The 16,065-nt window shown below is 72.7% G+C and carries 17 protein-coding genes and 1 tRNA gene; 6 read left to right on the forward strand and 12 right to left on the reverse strand.

The genetic code is table 11. From position 1 onward, the window contains the following. Positions 1-777, reverse strand: a complete 777-nt coding sequence (locus BJ958_RS16680; protein WP_179728048.1) for a DUF3592 domain-containing protein — start codon at positions 775-777, stop codon at positions 1-3. 31 nt (positions 778-808) lie between these two features. Here BJ958_RS16680 and BJ958_RS16685 point away from each other — a divergent pair, with 31 nt between their 5' ends. Beyond that, the gene (locus BJ958_RS16685) at positions 809-1,039 is read left to right on the forward strand and encodes a hypothetical protein (RefSeq protein WP_179728049.1); all 231 of its coding nucleotides are present in this window, start codon (positions 809-811) and stop codon (positions 1,037-1,039) included. 10 nt (positions 1,040-1,049) lie between these two features. On the opposite strand, the gene BJ958_RS16690 is transcribed toward BJ958_RS16685, so the two are convergent. Together BJ958_RS16690 and BJ958_RS16695 are read right to left on the reverse strand one after the other, a co-directional pair. Then, a tRNA-Gly gene (locus BJ958_RS16690) sits at positions 1,050-1,125 on the reverse strand. Between the two features lie 30 nt (positions 1,126-1,155). Further along, positions 1,156-1,929 (reverse strand): SGNH/GDSL hydrolase family protein, encoded by a 774-nt coding sequence (locus BJ958_RS16695; RefSeq protein ID WP_179728050.1) that lies wholly within the window; start codon positions 1,927-1,929, stop codon positions 1,156-1,158. A 64-nt stretch (positions 1,930-1,993) separates the two neighbouring features. Between BJ958_RS16695 and dcd the strand changes: the two genes are divergently transcribed. The 3 genes from dcd to BJ958_RS16710 are packed head-to-tail and all read left to right on the forward strand — an operon-like array spanning position 1,994 to position 4,281. Then, entirely contained in the window at positions 1,994-2,569 is a 576-nt protein-coding gene (gene dcd, locus BJ958_RS16700; RefSeq protein WP_179728051.1) for a dCTP deaminase, read from the forward strand. 40 nt (positions 2,570-2,609) lie between these two features. Further along, a complete protein-coding gene (locus tag BJ958_RS16705; protein ID WP_179728052.1) occupies positions 2,610-3,596 on the forward strand; it encodes a siderophore-interacting protein in 987 nt (328 codons plus the stop codon). A 4-nt stretch (positions 3,597-3,600) separates the two neighbouring features. Beyond that, positions 3,601-4,281, forward strand: a complete 681-nt coding sequence (locus tag BJ958_RS16710; protein WP_179728053.1) for a prolyl oligopeptidase family serine peptidase — start codon at positions 3,601-3,603, stop codon at positions 4,279-4,281. 35 nt (positions 4,282-4,316) lie between these two features. Here BJ958_RS16710 and dmpG read toward each other — a convergent pair whose 3' ends face one another. The 3 genes from dmpG to BJ958_RS16725 are packed head-to-tail and all read right to left on the reverse strand — an operon-like array spanning position 4,317 to position 7,145. Further along, positions 4,317-5,369: a 4-hydroxy-2-oxovalerate aldolase gene (gene dmpG, locus BJ958_RS16715; protein ID WP_343052711.1), complete on the reverse strand. Its 1,053-nt coding sequence runs from the start codon at positions 5,367-5,369 to the stop codon at positions 4,317-4,319. Continuing rightward, positions 5,366-6,334 carry an acetaldehyde dehydrogenase (acetylating) gene (locus BJ958_RS16720; RefSeq protein ID WP_179728054.1) on the reverse strand — a complete coding sequence of 323 codons (969 nt, stop codon included), beginning with the start codon at positions 6,332-6,334 and terminating at the stop codon, positions 5,366-5,368. Before BJ958_RS16720 ends, dmpG begins: the two co-directional genes overlap by 4 nt. Position 6,335: 1 nt before the next feature. Further along, entirely contained in the window at positions 6,336-7,145 is an 810-nt protein-coding gene (locus tag BJ958_RS16725; RefSeq protein WP_179728055.1) for a 2-keto-4-pentenoate hydratase, read from the reverse strand. A gap of 69 nt (positions 7,146-7,214) precedes the next feature. Between BJ958_RS16725 and BJ958_RS16730 the strand changes: the two genes are divergently transcribed. Further along, positions 7,215-7,970 (forward strand): IclR family transcriptional regulator domain-containing protein, encoded by a 756-nt coding sequence (locus BJ958_RS16730; RefSeq protein ID WP_179728056.1) that lies wholly within the window; start codon positions 7,215-7,217, stop codon positions 7,968-7,970. Between the two features lie 9 nt (positions 7,971-7,979). Here BJ958_RS16730 and BJ958_RS16735 read toward each other — a convergent pair whose 3' ends face one another. Further along, positions 7,980-10,043 (reverse strand): CocE/NonD family hydrolase, encoded by a 2,064-nt coding sequence (locus tag BJ958_RS16735; RefSeq protein ID WP_179728057.1) that lies wholly within the window; start codon positions 10,041-10,043, stop codon positions 7,980-7,982. Positions 10,044-10,135: 92 nt separating this feature from the next. Beyond that, on the reverse strand, positions 10,136-10,939 hold the full coding sequence (locus BJ958_RS16740; protein ID WP_179728058.1) for an SDR family NAD(P)-dependent oxidoreductase: 804 nt from the start codon (positions 10,937-10,939) through the stop codon (positions 10,136-10,138). Positions 10,940-10,998: 59 nt separating this feature from the next. Between BJ958_RS16740 and BJ958_RS16745 the strand changes: the two genes are divergently transcribed. Continuing rightward, complete coding sequence (locus BJ958_RS16745; protein ID WP_179728059.1) at positions 10,999-11,613, forward strand: TetR family transcriptional regulator; 615 nt, start codon at positions 10,999-11,001, stop codon at positions 11,611-11,613. Positions 11,614-11,771: 158 nt separating this feature from the next. Here the strand turns inward: BJ958_RS16745 and BJ958_RS16750 are convergent, their stop codons facing one another. The 4 genes from BJ958_RS16750 to BJ958_RS16765 form a co-directional block, all read right to left on the reverse strand. Further along, positions 11,772-12,701 carry an NAD-dependent epimerase/dehydratase family protein gene (locus BJ958_RS16750; RefSeq protein WP_179728060.1) on the reverse strand — a complete coding sequence of 310 codons (930 nt, stop codon included), beginning with the start codon at positions 12,699-12,701 and terminating at the stop codon, positions 11,772-11,774. Positions 12,702-12,777: 76 nt separating this feature from the next. After that, a complete protein-coding gene (locus BJ958_RS16755) occupies positions 12,778-13,614 on the reverse strand; it encodes a DUF4097 family beta strand repeat-containing protein (RefSeq protein ID WP_179728061.1) in 837 nt (278 codons plus the stop codon). 30 nt (positions 13,615-13,644) lie between these two features. Further along, the gene (locus BJ958_RS16760; RefSeq protein WP_179728062.1) at positions 13,645-14,199 is read right to left on the reverse strand and encodes a toxin-antitoxin system HicB family antitoxin; all 555 of its coding nucleotides are present in this window, start codon (positions 14,197-14,199) and stop codon (positions 13,645-13,647) included. Between the two features lie 170 nt (positions 14,200-14,369). Then, on the reverse strand, positions 14,370-16,013 hold the full coding sequence (locus BJ958_RS16765; RefSeq protein ID WP_179728063.1) for an AMP-binding protein: 1,644 nt from the start codon (positions 16,011-16,013) through the stop codon (positions 14,370-14,372). Between the last annotated feature and the right edge of the window lie 52 nt (positions 16,014-16,065).

Genomic DNA, 16,065 nt, shown 5'->3' on the forward strand with positions numbered 1-16,065 from the left:
TCAGGAGGGTACGACCGGCGCCGGGGCCTCCGCGCGCGGGACCGGCACGTTCCAGCGCAGCGCATGGACCATCGCGACCACGATCCGCTTCTCGTCGAGCGGGTCCGCGGAGTCGTACCAGACGGTCGTGCGCTGCCCCTCGACGATCGGGGCGGCGGCGGGGATGGTGACCCGCTGGCGGAGCAGGTACGGCGTGCCGTCGGTCCCGAAGAACCTGAAGGTGGTCGTGGTGATCAGGTTGGACGCGTCCTCGAAGTCGTACGGGTCGATCCCCGAGTCGACGACCGTCCCGGCGGTCGGCGTGCCCTCTGCGATCAGCCGCAGCTCGTCGAGCCAGCGCAGTCGCCGCCGGGCGGCCAGCAGCGACCCACCGATCAGGGCAAGGAGCCCGGCGGCGGCCAGGCCGGCCGCCGCGACGTCGTACCAGCCGCCGGCGCCGAGCTCGCGGGTCGCGACGACGAGGCCGGGCGCCGAGCACAGGAGCAGCAGGCCGCCGGCGTGCCAGCTGCTGAGGGCGCGTGGGAAGCGGTCCATCATGAAGAGCCAGCCGACGGACCCGACCACGGCGATCAGCAGGCCACCGAGGGTGCCGGCCGCGGCGGCACCCTGGGCGACGTAGGCCGCAGGGGCGTCGTCGTTGGCGTCGATGATCGTCAGGCCCAGGCCGTAGCCGGCCCAGGCGCTGCCCACGGCCATGAGCACGGCCGCGACGACCGGGCCGGTGCGGCGCCGGGCGCGCGGGGTGAACGTGAACGGCGGCGGCTCCGAGTGCACCATGGACCCATTCAACCCCGACCCGAGGAGAGACATGGCCAGGAAGCGCTGGAAGGACCTCAGCCCCCGCACCCGGAAGGTCATCCTGATCGGCAGCGTGGTCGACGGTGCGCTCAAGGCGGCCGCGCTCGCCGACCTCCGGGGCCGCGAGGAGGACGAGGTCAACGGGTCGAAGCGGAGGTGGACGCTCGCGCTGACCTTCGTGAACTCCGCCGGCGTGCTGCCGGTGGTGTACTTCCTCCGCGGGCGTCGCACGACCGGCTGAGGGCCGGATCTGGAGCGGACGACGAGGTTCGAACTCGCGACATTCAGCTTGGGAAGCTGACGCTCTACCAACTGAGCTACGTCCGCAGACCCCGGAGAACCGGAGCGATGAGGATGCTACCCGATGGGCTGGAAGGTGCTGCGCTTCGGCTCCACCCCGTCGCCGGACGAGCGGCCGGTGACCCGGCGCTGGACCCACGGCGCGAGGTGGGTGCGGGCCCAGGCGAGCGTGGCGGCACGCTGCTCGCGGGCGCTCAGGACGGGTGCCGGGACGGGCGGGATCGGCTGCAGGTCGTGGGCGATGCCGAGCGCGTCGAGGGCGGCGATGGCGATCATCTGGTGACCGACCGCATTGAGGTGGAGGCGGTCCTCGTCCATCACCTCGGCGACCGTCCAGCCGCGCATCCGCCACATGTCGACCAGGGTGGCCTCGTGCTTCTCGGCGATCTCGCGGACCCACTCGTTGAAGATCGCGGTCCGGCCGCGGATCACCTTGATCACGCCGTTGAGGCCGGGATCGGCGATCGTGAACATGACGACGTGCGCACCGCTGGCGGCGAGTCGCCCGACCGCCTCGTCGTACGACGCGGCGAGGGCGTCGATGTCGACCTTGGGTCGCAGCACGTCGTTGCCGCCGCCGTGGATGCTGACCAGGTCAGGGCCGAGCGCGATCGCGGCGTCGACCTGCTCGTCGATGATCGCGGGCAGCTTGCGGCCACGGATGGCGAGATTGGCGTAGCCGAAGTCGGCGCCGTCGGCCGAGGCGGCCGTGGCGAGCGCCTCGGCGGTGCGGTCGGCCCATCCCCGCAGGCCGTTGGGACGCGCCGGGTCGGGGTCACCGACCCCTTCGGTGAACGAGTCGCCGAGGGCGACGTACTTCCGGAAGGTCATCTGAGCATTCTGCGCTCGTGATCGCCGCCACTCGTCGGCAGGTCGGGCCGGTAGGGTGCGGGGCGTGCTGCTCAGCGACCGCGACATCACCGCCGAGATCGACGCCGGACGGATCGCCCTGGAACCGTACGACCCGGGGCTGATGCAGCCGTCGTCGGTGGACTTTCGCCTCGACCGGTTCTTCCGGGTCTTCGACAACCACAAGTACCCCTCGATCGACCCGGCCGCGGACCAGTCCGACCTCACCCGCGTGGTGGAGCCGGAGGGTGACGAGCCGTTCATCCTGCACCCGGGCGAGTTCGTGCTCGGGTCGACGTACGAGGTCGTGACGCTGCCCGACGACATCGCCGCGCGCGTCGAGGGCAAGTCGTCGCTGGGCCGGCTCGGCCTGCTCACCCACGCCACCGCCGGCTTCGTGGACCCCGGGTTCTCCGGGCACGTGACGCTCGAGCTCGCCAACGTGGCGACCCTGCCGATCAAGCTCTACCCCGGCATGAAGATCGGCCAGTTCTGCTTCTTCCGGCTCTCCTCGCCGAGCGAGCACCCCTACGGCTCGGAGAGGTACGGCTCGCGCTACCAGGGCCAGCGCGGCCCCACGCCGTCGCGCTCGTTCCAGAACTTCCACCGCACGCAGATCTGACGGTGGACGCCGTTCATGCAGGTTAGGTTAGCCTGACCTCATGACCGTCGACCAGAACGAGTACGTCGCCACGCTGCCCCTGCTCCTCACCGAGCTCGAAGTGGTGCGGGCCGAGCGGGTCTCGCCGTCGTTCGTGCGGATCGAGCTCGGGGGCGCGGCGCTGGCCGACCTGGGCCCGGACGGGCCGGTGTACGACCAGCGGATCAAGCTGATCTTCCCCAACGCGGCGGGCACGCTGCCGTCCTTCGCCGGGGCGGACGAGTCGTGGTGGACCACCTGGACGGAGATCCCCGAGGACGAGCGCGGCTCCCTGCGGACCTACACGATCCGCGACCGGGTGGGCGAGGGCGTCGACACCCGCCTCGTCGTCGACATCGTCGTCCACGAGGGCGACGCCCACGGCGACGACGTGCTCGACGGCGCCGGCAACCGCTGGGCCCTGCAGGCCGCGCCGGGGCAGCGGCTGGTGGTGCTCGCGCCGCGCAGGGGTCACGAGTTCGGGGGCATCGAGTGGTCCCCCGGCACGGCGACCCGGTTGCTGCTCGTCGGCGACGAGACCGCCGTCCCGGCGATCCGGGGAGTGCTCCGGGACCTGCCGGCCGACGCCACCGGGGCGGCGTACGTCGAGGTGCCGGTCGGCGCCGACGTCCAGGAGATCACCTCCCCCGCCGGCGTGCAGGTCACCTGGCTGCCGCGCAACGGCACCCCGCGCGGCGAGCGGCTGCACGCCGCGGTCCTCGACCACCTGACCGGCACCGCGCCCACCGAGGCCGTCGTCGTGAGCGACGACGAGATCGACCCGGACCTGTGGGAGACGCCGGTGCACTCCTCCTCCGGCGAGGAGGTGGCCGCAGCGACCGCAGTGCCGACCGGGGACGCGCCGTACGCCGGGCTCTACGCGTGGATCGCCGGCGAGTCCAAGGTCGTGACCGGCCTGCGGCGCAAGCTGGTCAACGACCTCGGGCTGGACCGGCGCCAGGTCGCCTTCATGGGCTACTGGCGCGAGGGCGTCTCCATGCGATCCTGACGCCGTGCCCACCCGCCACACCTACGGCGCCGACCCGGCGCAGCTCGCCGAGCTGACCCTGCCCGACGGCGAGCCGCGTGGTGTCGCGGTCGTCGTCCACGGCGGGTTCTGGAAGCCGGAGTACGGCATCGAGTACGCCCGGCCGCTCGTCCCGAGCCTCGCGGCGGAGGGCTGGGCGGTCTGGGCGGTGGAGTACCGGCGAGGTGCGGGCGCGGCGGCGACGCTCACCGACGTGGCCGACGCGATCCGCGCCTGCCCGGACCTGCCCGGACCGCGCGTCGCGATCGGCCACTCGGCCGGCGCTCACCTCGCGGTGTGGGCCGGCGGCCAGGGCGTGGGCCTGACGCACGTGGTGGCGCAGGCCGGGGTCCTGGACCTGCGGGCGGCGCACCGCGACGGCCTGGGCGGCGGCGCGGTCGAGCGGTTCCTCGGCCACCCGCCGGGGCCGGCGGACGCGGAGGTCGACCCGCTCGCGCAGGTCCCCCTCGACGTCCCCGTCTGGTGCATCCATGCCGTCGACGACGTCGACGTGCCGCTGACCCAGTCGCGCACGTACGTCGACGCGGCACGGGCCACCGGCGGTGAGGCGAGCCTCCTCGAGGTCGAGGGTGACCACTTCACCCTCATCGACCCCGCGTCGCAGGCGTGGGCCAGCACGCTGACCTGGTTGCGGTCGCTGCGCTGACCCACGCCGTCAGACCACGACGTCAGACCGCGACGTCAGACCGCGGCACCCTCGAGGGCCGCCTCCCGCTCGGCGACGATCGTCAGCGCGATGTCGACGATCATGTCCTCCTGGCCACCGACGAGGCGGCGGCGGCCGCACTCCATCAAGATGTCGCGGACGTCGACGTCGTACTGCTCGGCGGCGCGCTCGGCGTGGCGCAGGAACGAGGAGTACACGCCGGCGTAGCCGAGGGTCAGCGTCTCGCGGTCGACCCGGACCGGGCGGTCCTGGAGCGGGCGGACGATGTCGTCGGCGGCGTCCTGCAGCTTGAACACGTCGCAGCCGTGCTCGAAGCCCATCAGGTCGGCGACCGCGATGAACGGCTCGATCGGGCAGTTGCCCGCGCCCGCGCCGTGGCCGGCGAGGGAGGCGTCGACCCGGTAGACGCCGTTCTGGACGGCGACGACGGAGTTGGCGACCGACAGCGAGAGGTTCTCGTGGGCGTGGATGCCGATCTCGGTCTCGGCGTCCAGGACGCGGCGGTAGGCCTGCACGCGCGCGGCGACGTCGTCCATGGTCAGCCGGCCGCCGGAGTCGGTGACGTAGACGCAGTGGGCGCCGTACGACTCCATCACCTTGGCCTGCTGCGCGAGCTGCTCGGGCTCTGCCATGTGGGACAGCATGAGGAAGCCGGAGACGTCCATGCCGAGCTCGCGGGCGGCCGCGATGTGCTGGGCGGAGACGTCGGCCTCGGTGCAGTGGGTCGCGATCCGGACCGAGCGCACGCCGAGGTCGTAGGCCCGCTTGAGCTCGTGGACGGTGCCGACGCCCGGCAGCAGCAGGGTGGTCAGGCGGGCATTCCTGAGCACCGACGCGGCGGCCTCGAGCCACTCCCAGTCGGTGTGCGAGCCGGGACCGTAGTTGACCGAGCCGCCGGCGAGGCCGTCGCCGTGGGCGACCTCGAGAGCGTCGACGCCGGCCTCGTCGAGGGCCACGACGATCCGCTTCACGTCGGCGGGCGAGATCCGGTGCCGGATCGCGTGCATGCCGTCGCGCAGGGTGACGTCCTGGACGAAGATCTTGGTCTTCTCGGCGGGGGTGCTCACAGCGCGGCCTCCTTGTTGTCGCGAGCAGCAGCGATCCGCTCGGCGACCTGGAGGCCGGCCGAGGTCATGATGTCGAGGTTGCCGGCGTACGCCGGGAGGTAGTGGCCGGCACCGGTGACCTGGAGGAACACCGACACCTGGTGGGTGGGCCGCTCGGAACCGGGCTCCAGCAGGGTCTCGACCGGCTGGTCGGCGGGGATCTCGGCGATCTGGACCTTCTGGACCAGCTTGTAGCCGGGGACGTAGGCCGCCACGTCGGCGACCATCTTCTCGACGCTCGCGCGGATCTCGTCGTGCACGGCCGGGTCGGGCGCGTGGACGAGCGCGAAGACGGTGTCGCGCATCATCAGCGGCGGCTCGGCCGGGTTGAGGATGATGACCGCCTTGCCCCGCTTGGCGCCACCGACCTGCGCGATCGCGCCCGAGGTGGTCTCGGTGAACTCGTCGATGTTGGCGCGGGTGCCCGGGCCGGCGGACTTCGAGGAGATCGAGGCGACGATCTCGGCGTACTCGACCGGGACGACGCGGGAGATCGCGGCCACGATCGGGATGGTGGCCTGGCCGCCGCAGGTGACCATGTTGAGGTTCGGCGCGTCGAGGTGCTCGTCGATGTTGACGGCCGGGATCACGAACGGCCCGATGGCGGCCGGGGTGAGGTCGATCAGCCGCTTGCCGAGCGGGCGCAGCAGCGCGTCGTTGTGGAGGTGCGCCTTGGCCGAGGTCGCGTCGAAGACGATCTCGATGTCGTCGAAGCCGGGCAGGGCCATCAGGCCCTCGACGCCCTCGTGGGTCGTCGCGACGCCGAGGTCGCGGGCGCGGGCGAGGCCGTCGGAGTCGGGGTCGATGCCGACGAGCGCCCCCATCTCCACGTGCTGGGCGGTCTGGAGGATCTTGATCATCAGGTCGGTCCCGATGTTGCCGGACCCGATGATCGCGACCTTGGTCTTGCCGGTCTGGGCGGTCATGTCAGGACTCCTTCTTGCTGAAGCTGATGGCGACGGAGCCGAGTCCGTCGATGCTGAGCTCGACGTCGGCGCCGGGGGCGGCGGGACGCATCGGGCCGAGGGCGCCGGAGAGCACCACCTGGCCGGCACGCAGCGGGTCGCCGAGGTCGCGGGCCTGGCGGGCCAGCCACTGCAGGGCGACGAGCGGGTCGCCTAGGGAGGCGGCGCCGGTGCCGACCGAGTCGTCCTGGCCGGTCACGGTCATGGCCATGGCCGCGTCCTTCGGCGAGAAGTCGTCGAGGGCACGACGCTGGGTGCCGAGCACGTAGCCGCCGGCGGAGGCGTTGTCGGCGACGGTGTCGGCGAAGCTGATGTCCCAGTTGTCGATCCGGCTGTCGCACACCTCGATGGCGGCGACGGCGTAGTCGACGGCGGCGGCGACCTGGTCGAGGTCGAGGTCGCCCTCCGCGAGGTCGGCCTTGAGGACGAACGCGATCTCGCCCTCGACCTTGGGCTGCAGCAGGCCGCTGATGTCGATCGGGGCGGAGGCGTCGTACTCCATGTCGTCGAAGAGCACGCCGAGGTCGGGGGTGTCGACGCCCAGCTGCTTCTGGACGGCCTCCGAGGTCGCGCCGATCTTGCGGCCGACGACGGTGGCGCCGGCGGCGAGGCGGTGCGCGTTGAGCTGCTGCTGCACGGCGTAGGCGAGGTTGATGTCGCGGTCGCCGATCAGGTCGCGGATCGGTGCGCAGGGCTGGTTGTCGACCAGCGCGGTGTGCAGGCGCTCGGCGGCCGCCCGGACGGCCGTGTCGAGGTCGAGAGCTTCGGTCATGGTGCTCACTCTCGGGCCTGCGGCTGCCGCCCGCCATGCGGGCGTTCCACTCACCGGTACGCTGTGGAGGTGACTGACCTGGACACGGTCCTGGGCAAGGCGGTCGCCCTGCTCCGCGCCTTCGGGCCCGAGGACCGGCTGCTCCCCCTCGCCGAGCTCGTCCGGCGCACCGGCCTGCCCAAGGGGACCGTGCACCGGGTCGCCGGCGACCTGGTCCACCACCGGCTGCTGGAGAAGACCGACCACGGGTACCGGCTCGCAGGCGGGCTCTTCGAGCTGGGCATGCGTGCGGCCACCGAGCGGACCCTGCTCGAGATGGCGATGCCCTTCCTGCAGGACCTCTACGAGCGCACCCACGAGACCGTGCACCTGGGCGTCCGCGACGGCACCGAGGTCGTCTACGTCGCCAAGATCGGCGGCCACCGCCAGGCCCGCAGCCCCTCGCGCACCGGCGGCCGGATGCCGATGCACTGCACCGCGATCGGCAAGGTGCTGCTCGCACACACCGAGCCCTCGGTGCGGGCCGCGGTGCTGGCCGGCCCGCTGGCTCGTCGTACGCCGCACACGGTGGTGGCGCCCGGCCTGCTCGAGCAGCAGCTGGAGCGGGCGCTGGAGACCGGGTTGGCGTTCGAGCGCGAGGAGTCGACACCGGGCCTGCTGTGCGTGGCCGCGCCGGTGCTCGACACCGACGGCGCGACCGCAGTGGCGGCGATCAGCGTGACCGGCCCGGTCGGCCGGTTCCGGCCCGAGGCCCACCAGAACGCGGTCCGGGCGGCGGCCACGGCGCTCGCGAGCACCCTGGCCCGCCGCCCGGGCGGGTTGTAGAGCAGCGGCTCAGCGCACCGCCATCGTCAGCACCGACGGGTACTGCGGCCCGGTGTGCACGGTGACCGGCACCAGCTGAGCGGCCAGGTCGGTGACCGGCGAGAGCAGGTGCGGTACGTCGAACGCCTGGACCGCGATCCGCAGCCGGTGCCCCTTCGCGATCACGGCACCGGTCGGGAAGATCTCGACGTCGACGGGCGCGACCTGGCCGGCGGGCAGCTTCTCCTTCGCCTCCCGGGTGAACGGGTGGTACGGCTGGAGCAGCTGGCCGTCGAGGTAGCGCGAACGGCTCTCGTCGAGCCTGCGGTGCGCGATGGTCTGCCAACCGCCGCTGATCCGGGTGACCGTCCCGTCGGGCGCGACGTCCTCGACGGCGACCGACAGCATCCCGTCGCCGGTCGGCGTCGAGACGTAGAGCCGCGCGTTGAGCGGGCCCTGGAAGTGCACGTCGGCCGCCTGCGGCGCGGTGTCGAAGGTGACGCCGCCGAGGTCGTTGAGCGCGTTGTCCCGGAAGCAGGGCAGGTCCTTGAGCAGCGTGTTCGGCAGCCCCGCGGTCCACTGGTTGGCCGAGCGGGTGCACAGTCCCGTGACCGGGATCGGCGGTACGACGGCGGCCCCGGCGGTCGGCGTACCCGTGGTCAGGACGCCTGCCCTGCCGCCGACCACGGCGTCGCCGGACAGCGCGTAGCTGCGCGCGGACAGGTCGCTGTCGATCCACCTCGCCTTGCGCACCCAGGAGCCGGAGCCCTGCTCGTAGTAGGTCAGCGGGGCGATCTGGTCGAGCCGGCCGTCGATGCCGTTGATGTACTGGTCGAACCACCGCAGCTGCAGCTCGGCGAGCGAGCCGTAGCCGGCCTTGCCGACCTCGGCTCCGGCCGAGCCCTGCAGGTGGTCCCACGGGCCGAGGATGAGCTTGGTCGGGATGCCCCGCTGCTGGAGCCGCTCGAAGACGAGCGGGGTGCCGCGCTGGAAGAGGTCGAACTCGCCGCCGACGAGGAAGGTCGGGACGGTGACGTCGTCGAGCACCTCGATCGGCGAGCGCTCCCGGTAGAACGGCCCGTCGTACGCCGGGTCGCCGCCGAGCAGCGCCTGCGTGGCGAGCGGGAGGGTGAAGTCGAGCCCGGCCATCAGGTGGTCGAGTGCCATCGTGAAGCCGGCCTGCGGCTCCTCGAGGCCGTACGCCGGCGGGATCACGCCGGTCGCGGTGACCAGGCCGAGCCACAGCGGGATGAACCCGACGTCGATCTGGCCGCCGGAGGCGACGACGTCGCGGTAGACGTCGGCAGCCGGGACCTGCGGGAAGATCGCCTTGAGTCCCCGGGGCTTGCGGGCCGCGGCGAAGAGCTGGGAGATGCCCATGTAGGACGCACCGGTCATGCCGACCTTGCCGTTGCTCCACGGCTGGGAGGCCGCCCACTCGACGATCGCACCGGCGTCCTTGCCCTCGCGGGCGCTGAACGCGGCCCACTGCCCCTGGGACCCGCCCGTGCCGCGGGCGTCGACGGTCAGCTGGGCGTAGCCACGCGCGACCAGGTAGCCCGGGTCGGCCCCGGCGAGCGTGGCGCCGGCACCCGCCGAGAGGACCGTCTTGTTGTAGGCCGTGATCGTGACGATGACCGGCAGCGGGGTGGTGACCGGCTTGCCGTCGGCACCGGCCGGTCGCTGCAGGTCGCCGCGCAGGACCACGCCGTCGTCCATCGTGATCGGGATGTCCTTGGTGGTCACGCTGGCGCCGTAGAGCGCCGGGCGCGGGGTCCACGGGGCCGCCGCGGGAGCCGTCCCGGAGCCGCCGGCCCCGGCCGGGGTGCCGGTGGCGGTTCCGGCCGGGGCGGGCGTGGCGGCCGCCTGCGTCGCCTTGCCGCACTTCCTCGCCTTCTTGCGCTTCTTCCCGCACTTCTTCGGCTTCTGCGCGACCGGGGCGTTCGCCCCGGCCTGCTGGGCCGAGGCCGCGGCGCGGGCCGGGGTGGCGCCCGCACCGACGGCGTCCCCGGCGAGCGGGAGCACGAAGGCGGCGGCGAGGCCGGTGCTGAGCAGCGCGGCCACCAGGCGGCGGCGCAGGGCGTGATCGGTCATGGGGTGGTCCCTCCCGTGGCGTACTCACGGGTAACGAGCCACCTGTGGCGGCGGTCACGCCACGGTGCCGGGACGACGCAGCCGGCTCGGGCTCAGGGGTGGTCGGGCATGTTCGTCCAGCCCTTGCCGTCGTGACGGCCGAACCAGCCGGAGGCGGCCAGGGTGCCGCCGTCGACGGGCACGGTGTGGCCGGTGACGAAACGTGCGGCGTCGCTGGTCAGGAAGTCGACGACGCCCGCGTGGTCCTCGGCCTCGGCGAAGCGGCCCAGCGGGAGCCACAGCGGCACCAGCGCCTCGTCACGACCCCGCAGCATCGCGGCGCGCGAGGTCTGGGCGGTGTCGGTGAGGTCGGGGGCGATCGCGTTGACCCGCACGCCGCGCGGCCCCAGCTCGACGGCCATGCTCTTGGTGAAGGCGGAGACGCCGGCCTTGAAGGCGGAGTACGGCCCGTGCGCGGGGATGCCGCGGTAGGCCTCCACCGTCGAGACGTTGACGATCGACGATCCGGCCACGAGGTGCGGCAGCACGGCGTACGTCATGGTGAAGACGTGGCGCAGGTTGACCTCGTAGAGCCGCTGCCACTGCTCGGGCGTGCTGTGCGCGAAGTCGCGCGAGGCCGGGCGGAAGTCGCCGACGTTGTTGACCAGGACGTCGATCGAGCCGGTGATCGCGGCCGCCGCGGCGACGACGGCCGTGACGACGTCGTCCCGGGTGATGTCGCCGGGCACGACGGTGCAGCGGCCGCCGCTGTCACGGATGGTGGTGGCGGTGGCCTCGGCGGCGTCCGGGTCGATGTCGTTGAGGACGACGTGGTCGCCGCGCGCCGCGAGGGCCCGGGAGATCGCGCCCCCGATGCCGCCGGCTCCCCCGGTGACGATGCTGGTGCGCTGGTCCATGTGCTCTCCGTTTCGGTTCGGGTCGGTGGGGTTCAGCCGAGCTCTGGCAGGATCGCGGCGTGACGCCCGAGCCAGCTCCGGCCCGCCGGATGCGGGTGCGGGAGGACCCCGCCGTACGACGGCAGGCGATCCTCGACAGCGCCGCGACCCTGTTCGCCCGGCGCGGGTACGCCGACACGACGGTGCGGCACATCGCCGACGACGCCGAGATCCAGTCGGGCAGCCTGTACCACTACTTCGCCTCCAAGGACGCACTCCTCGAGGCGGTGCTGCGGGAGTTCCTGGCGGACCTCGCGGCGGCGACCGAGGCCATCGTCGGCGCCGACGCGCCGCCGCGGCAGCGGGTCGGCGACCTGGTCCGGCACGCCCTCGGCCTGATCGCCGAGCGGCCGGCGTGGGTCCTGACCTACCAGAACGAGTTCCTGCGCCTGGTCGGCCAGCCGGGCTTCGAGTTCGTGGCCGAGCAGAGCGCCGCGATCGAGGCCGCGTGGGTGCGGGCGCTGACCGAGAGTGCCGACGCCGGGGACTTCGCGGTCGACGTACCGGTGGACGTGCGGTACCGGCTGGTGCGCGACGCGACCTGGACCGCGGTGCGCTGGTACCGCGCCGACGAGGCGGCCGACGCGGCCGCCCTCGCCGAGCAGTACCTCGCCGTCTTCTACGGCACGCACTAGGGCGTGCCTCCCACGTCGGCGCCGTCGCGAGCGGCGTTTCGCGCCGATCCGGCAAGGCGGCGGAGCGACGACGTGCTTGTTCGCCCTTCGAGCGACGCCGACGCAGCCAGATCGGATGCGAAACGCCGCGCAGCAGGCGGGGACGTGGGAGACACGCCCTAAGCGCGCGGCGGCAGGGCGTCGACGGCGGCGACCATCGCACGCAGGGTGTCCGCGATGTCGCCGCGGTGGTAGCCGAGGAGCTCCTGCTCCGTCGCATCGGGCTCGTAGCTGAGCGTCACGCCCTTGCCGGCGACGAGGAAGTCGTCGGGGAGGAAGGCATGGTCGTCGTCGCACACGGCGACGGTGCGCTCGGCACCGGCGGCGTCGAACAGGGCCTGGAAATAGCCTTGGAAACTGAGGTTCTCGTCGCCGATGAGGTAGGCACGGCCGGACTCGCCGTGCTCGACCGCACCGGCCACGGCCGCGGCGACCGCGTGCACCGACATGTAGTTGGTGCCGCCGTGAGGTGCGCAGTCCGGCACCCGGTCGGCCATCGCGCCGCGGGCCCAGCGGACCATCTTGGCGAAGGCGTGCAGCGCCCGGCCGGGCGCGACGCCGACGACGTTGGGCGGGTTGACCGCGCACACGACGAAGTCCTCCGTGGCCAGGGCGAGGACGCCGGCCTCGGCATCGGCGCGGGCGCGGACGTAGGCGTTGGCGGCGACCAGGTCCGGCAGCACCTGGTGGTAGTAGCTGCCGACGAGCACCGCCCGTCGTACGCCGGCCTCCCGGGCCTCGGCGAAGAAGGCCGGCAGGCTGGCGGTCTGCACGTCCTGCCAGGTCTCGGCCGAGGCGTGCGGCCCGACGTGGCGGATGTCCTGGGCGGCGGCGAAGACGATCACGTCGACGCCCGCGAGGCGGTCGGCCCAGCCGGGCCGGGTGTAGTCGCCCTCGACCCAGGCGAACGCCGCCGCCGGCGAGCCCTCCTCGGGCCGGTGGCGGCCGGCGACCGCGACGTCGTACCCACGACGGGCGAGCTCGGCCGCCACCGTCGAACCGATCAGGCCGGTGCCACCGACCACCAGGACCCGCTGTGCGGCGCTCATGCTCATCCTCATCCCTATCTAACGCTTGTTCGATAAGGATAGGCCGCGTCGTCGCGGCGTCAACCGCGCGGTCCCGTCAGGCGGGAACCAGCGTGATGTCGCCGGAGACGGTGGTGGCGCGCAGCTCGACGTGGTCGGCGCCCGGCTCCGGCTGCCCGACGGGCGGCAGGGTCGAGCTGACCCGGCCGGAGACGGTGGTCACGTCGGTCCAGACCGGCGTACCCGCGGGGATGCCGACGTGCACGCGCGTCGAGGCGCCCTTGACCTGGATCCGGCCGCGGCGCGCCGTACGGACGACGACGTCGCCGGACCCGGTCTTGCTGGTCAGGTCGGCCGTGCTCTCGCCGACCTCGAGGTCGCCGGAGCCGGTCTTGACGACGGCGGTGCCGAGCACCTGCCCCAGGCAGACGTCACCGGAGCCGGTGGAGACGGAGGCGGCGCCGGCGACGCGGCCGAGGTCGACGGCACCCGAGCCCGTGCGGACGCGGACGTCGCCGTCGACCTCCGCGACGCTGATGTCGCCGGAGCCGGTGTCGACGACGACGGTCCGGGCCTGGTCGAGGACGACGGCGCCGGAGCCGCTCTTGACCCGCCCGGTCATCAGCCGGCCGCTGGCCGTGATGCTCGCGCTGCCGCTGCGCGCGATGAGGTCGCTGTCGAGCGGGACGACGACCTCGATGTCGAGCTCGTCGGCACGGCCGAAGATGCCGTTGCGCGGCTTGGGCGCGTGGACTCCGATCCGGCGACCGTCCTGGGTCACCCGGACCTCGGCCGCGCGGGCGCCCGTGAGGGTGACGTCGGTCGTGGCCTGGTCGGCGACCCGGACGAGGATCCGGCCGCGGCCGTTCTCGACGTGGAGCCGGACCGGGCCGGGGGTCTCGAGGACCTGGCGGAGGGGTTCGTGGTCGTTCATGGGATCTCCTGGTGAGCTGCGTGGACCGGGTCAGAGCCAGCCGGTGAGCCGGCGGCCGGCGCCGGGCCGGCGGCCGGGCTGGCCGCCGAACGGGAAGTCGTTGCCGAAGGGGACGCTGGACAGGTCGACGTCGACGTGGAGAGCGCGGTCGCTGGTCGCACCCCGGATCAGGTGCACCAGCCAGGTGTTGAGCGACTGGCCGGCACCTGCGGCCGCCTCGTCGGCCCGCGCCTTGAGCGACTCGGGCAGCCGCAGGCTGACCCGCGCCTGCCCCTCGTCGTCGGCCGGCACCTCGGCGGCCACCGGCCCGGTCACCTGCTGCGGCAGCGCGGGCCCCTCGGCCTCGCCCGGCGTCACGACGAAGTCGAGGTCGCGACCGTCGAGCCGGACGTCCACCCCGCCGCTCGACATCGCCGCCGTGATCTCGGCCGCCGCCTGGCTGATCGCCTCCATCACCGCGAGGCGGACCGCGGGATCCAGGGCGTAGCCGAGCCGCTCGGCCACCTCGCGCGCCTGCTCCCCCGCGCTCTCGGCGGCGGCGAGGAGGTCGCGTCGGAGGCTGTCGACGTACGGCGTGATGTCCATGGACATCATGGTGATGTCATCATGATGTCATTGTCAAGGGAATGTGACGTCACGCCGACCCGGCAGAAGTCAGCCCCGAAAACACGCCGACCCGGCAGGAAGTGGCGCGGAGTGCGCCACTTCCTGCCGGGTCGGCGGGAATTCGGAGTCAGTTGCTGCCGGGTCGGCGATCAGCCCAGGCCGAGGATCTCGGTCGACTTCTCGCGCATCTCCACCTTGCGGATCTTGCCGGTGACGGTCATCGGGAACTCGTCGACCAGCAGCACGTAGCGCGGGATCTTGTAGTGGGCGAGCTTGCCGGTCGCGAAGGCACGCACGCCGTCGGCGTCGAGCGGGTCGGCGCCGGGACGCAGGCGGACCCAGGCGCACAGCTCCTCGCCGTACTTCTCGTCGGGGACGCCGACCACCTGGACGTCCTCGACGTCGGGGTGGGTGTAGAGGAACTCCTCGATCTCGCGCGGGTAGATGTTCTCGCCGCCGCGGATGACCATGTCCTTGATCCGGCCGACGATGTTGGCGTAGCCGTCCTCGCGCATCACGGCGAGGTCGCCGGTGTGCATCCAGCCGTCGGCGTCGATCGCCTCGGCGGTCTTGGCGTCGCCCTCCTCCTGGCCCAGCGGCCAGTAGCCGAGCATGACCGAGTAGCCGCGGGTGCAGAACTCGCCCGGTGTGCCGCGCGGCACCGTCTCGCCCGTGACCGGGTCGACGATCCGGATCTCGACGTGGGGCGCGGCCCGCCCGATGGTCGAGGTACGGCGGTCGAGGTCGTCGTCCGCGCGGGTCTGGCAGCTGACCGGGCTGGTCTCGGTCATGCCGTAGGCGATGGACACCTCGGCCATGTGCATGTCGTTGATGCAGCGCTTCATCACCTCGACCGGGCAGATCGAGCCGGCCATGATGCCGGTGCGCAGGGTGGCGAGGTCGTAGGCGCCGAAGTCGGGGGCGTTCTGCATCGCGATGAACATGGTCGGCACGCCGTAGACCGCCGTGCAGCGCTCGTCCTGGACGGCCTTGAGGGTGATGGCGGGGTCGAAGCCGGGGGCGGGGATGACCATCGTCGCGCCGTGGGTGACGCAGCCGAGGTTGGCCATCACCATGCCGAAGCAGTGGTAGAAGGGCACCGGGATGCACAGCCGGTCCTGCTCGCTGAACCCGATCAGCTCGGTGACGAAGTAGCCGTTGTTGAGGATGTTGCGGTGGCTGAGCGTGGCGCCCTTCGGGAAGCCGGTGGTGCCGCTGGTGTACTGGATGTTGATCGGGTCGTTTGGCGACAGCTCGCGCTGGCGCTCGGTGAGCGCGTCGGCCGGCAGGTCCGCGCCGGCCTCGACCAGCCGCTGCCAGTCGTCGCTGTCGACGTACAGCGTCTGCTCGAGGCCGGGGACCTCGCCGCTCGCCGTGACCTGGTCGACCATGCCCTTGTAGTCGCTGGTCTTGAAGCTGGTCGCGGCGAGCAACAGGCGCAGGCCCGACTGGTTGACGGCGTAGGCGAACTCGTGGGTGCGGTACGACGGGTTGACGTTGACCAGGATCGCGCCCGCCTTGGCCGCGGCGAACTGGATGATCGTCCACTCCGCGCAGTTCGGCGCCCACATCCCGACCCGGTCGCCCTTGGCGATCCCGAGCCCGATCAGCCCGCGGGCCGCCTCGTCCACCGCGTGGTCGAACTCGCGCCAGGTCCACCGCCGACCGCTCGCCACCTCGACCAGCGCCTCCCGGTCGGGCCACCGGGCCACCGTGCGCTCGAGGTTGGCCCCGATGGTCTCGTAGAGGAGGGGTGTGGTGGTCTCGCCGGCGGCGTACGACAGCTCGGTCATGCCCCCATGGTGACGCGCCGGTGACCGCCGTCACACCCCTCGAAAGGAGGTG

This window comes from Nocardioides kongjuensis (genome assembly GCF_013409625.1).
Lineage (GTDB): Bacteria > Actinomycetota > Actinomycetes > Propionibacteriales > Nocardioidaceae > Nocardioides > Nocardioides kongjuensis.

Excerpts from the sequence above, each read along its gene's own strand:
- BJ958_RS16680 (WP_179728048.1), bottom strand. The coding sequence starts at position 777 with ATGGTGCACTCGGAGCCGCCGCCGTTCACGTTCACCCCGCGCGCCCGG.
- BJ958_RS16685 (WP_179728049.1), top strand. The coding sequence starts at position 809 with ATGGCCAGGAAGCGCTGGAAGGACCTCAGCCCCCGCACCCGGAAGGTC.
- BJ958_RS16695 (WP_179728050.1), bottom strand. The coding sequence starts at position 1,929 with ATGACCTTCCGGAAGTACGTCGCCCTCGGCGACTCGTTCACCGAAGGG.
- BJ958_RS16705 (WP_179728052.1), top strand. The coding sequence starts at position 2,610 with ATGACCGTCGACCAGAACGAGTACGTCGCCACGCTGCCCCTGCTCCTC.
- BJ958_RS16720 (WP_179728054.1), bottom strand. The coding sequence starts at position 6,334 with ATGACCGCCCAGACCGGCAAGACCAAGGTCGCGATCATCGGGTCCGGC.
- BJ958_RS16725 (WP_179728055.1), bottom strand. The coding sequence starts at position 7,145 with ATGACCGAAGCTCTCGACCTCGACACGGCCGTCCGGGCGGCCGCCGAG.
- BJ958_RS16735 (WP_179728057.1), bottom strand. The coding sequence starts at position 10,043 with ATGACCGATCACGCCCTGCGCCGCCGCCTGGTGGCCGCGCTGCTCAGC.
- BJ958_RS16740 (WP_179728058.1), bottom strand. The coding sequence starts at position 10,939 with ATGGACCAGCGCACCAGCATCGTCACCGGGGGAGCCGGCGGCATCGGG.
- BJ958_RS16750 (WP_179728060.1), bottom strand. The coding sequence starts at position 12,701 with ATGAGCGCCGCACAGCGGGTCCTGGTGGTCGGTGGCACCGGCCTGATC.
- BJ958_RS16755 (WP_179728061.1), bottom strand. The coding sequence starts at position 13,614 with ATGAACGACCACGAACCCCTCCGCCAGGTCCTCGAGACCCCCGGCCCG.
- BJ958_RS16760 (WP_179728062.1), bottom strand. The coding sequence starts at position 14,199 with ATGGACATCACGCCGTACGTCGACAGCCTCCGACGCGACCTCCTCGCC.
- BJ958_RS16765 (WP_179728063.1), bottom strand. The coding sequence starts at position 16,013 with ATGACCGAGCTGTCGTACGCCGCCGGCGAGACCACCACACCCCTCCTC.